The sequence below is a fragment of the Argonema antarcticum A004/B2 genome (assembly GCF_023333585.1).
Classification (GTDB): Bacteria; Cyanobacteriota; Cyanobacteriia; order Cyanobacteriales; family Aerosakkonemataceae; genus Argonema; species Argonema antarcticum.
Map to the genome: position 1 here is coordinate 1 of NZ_JAIQZN010000239.1, position 1,363 is coordinate 1,363.

Annotated in this window: 1 protein-coding gene; it reads right to left on the reverse strand. The window is 41.6% G+C overall.

Going from position 1 to position 1,363, the window contains the following annotated elements; genetic code table 11:
- On the reverse strand, positions 1-1,363 hold a 1,363-nt coding region (locus LAY57_RS35610), incomplete at both ends, for a beta strand repeat-containing protein (RefSeq protein ID WP_420839201.1).

Here is a 1,363-nt window from a genome sequence, read left to right on the forward strand (position 1 = left end):
CCTGTATTGATTTTCCCATTCTCGCTTTTTACATTAATATTTCCGCCATTTCCAAATGCCAAAACACTGGATTTGATGAAGTCTGTCGAAATGTTGTCGAAAGCGCTAATTTCAATTGTGCCACCGTCACCTTTGCCACCCGCAGCATTTATTGATGTTGTGGTTATTGAACCTTTGTTGCTATCGATAGTAATCTTACCGCCGCTGCCGCTGGTGTCACTATCTTGTCCTGAGATTACAGCCGATGTGATAATATCGCCAAAGGCAATGATATCGATCGCACCGCCGTTACCTGAACTAGAACTAGAATCATAATCTCCTGAAGCGATCTTTCCACTGTTACTGTTGAAGTTAATATCCCCGCCAGTTCCAGATCCTTTCACGCCAGATGAGATTTGATTGCTTATAGTAATATCGCCTTCTGAATCAAGAGTAATCGCACCGCCATTACCTGTAGAAGTAGGATTTGAACTAGAAGAATCTATTGTTACTGGCGTCGTATCGGTAATCCCAATATTTCCGCCACTGGTAATCTCGACTTTTCCTCCCTCATTACTAGCGGCAGAAATTATTTGTTTTGTTTCTATATTGATTGGCGAATTTAGAGTGACATTTCCGCCATTGCCATTGACGGATGAAGCTGTAATCCTCCCTGTATTTATTTTGCCATTCTCGCTTTTTACATTTATATTTCCGCCATTTCCAAATGCCAAAACACTTGATTTGATGAAGTCTGTCGAAATGTTGTCGAAAGCGGTAATTTCAATTGTGCCGCCGTCACCTTTGCCACCCGCAGCATTTATTGATGTTGTGGTTATTGAACCTTTGTTGCTATCGATAGTAATCTTACCGCCGCTGCCGCTGGTGTCACTATCTTGTCCTGAGATTACAGCCGATGTGATAATATCGCCAAAGGCAATGATATCGATCGCACCGCCGTTACCTGAACTAGAACTAGAATCATAATCTCCTGAAGCGATCTTTCCACTGTTACTGTTGAAGTTAATATCCCCGCCAGTTCCAGATCCTTTCACGCCCGATGAGATTTGATTGCTTATAGTAATATCTCCTTCTGAAGCCAGAGTAATTGCACCGCCATTACCTGTAGAAGTAGGATTTGAACTAGAAGAATCTATTGTTACTGGCGTCGTATCGGTAATCTGAATATTTCCGCCACTGGTAATCTCGACTTTTCCCCCCTCATTACTAGCGGCAGAAATTATTTGTTTGGTTTCTATATTTATTGGGGAATTTATAGTTACATTTCCCCCATTGCCATTTACGGATGAAGCTGCTATTCTGCCTGTATTGATTTTCCCATTCTCGCTTTTTACATTAATATTTCCGCCATTTCCAAATGCCA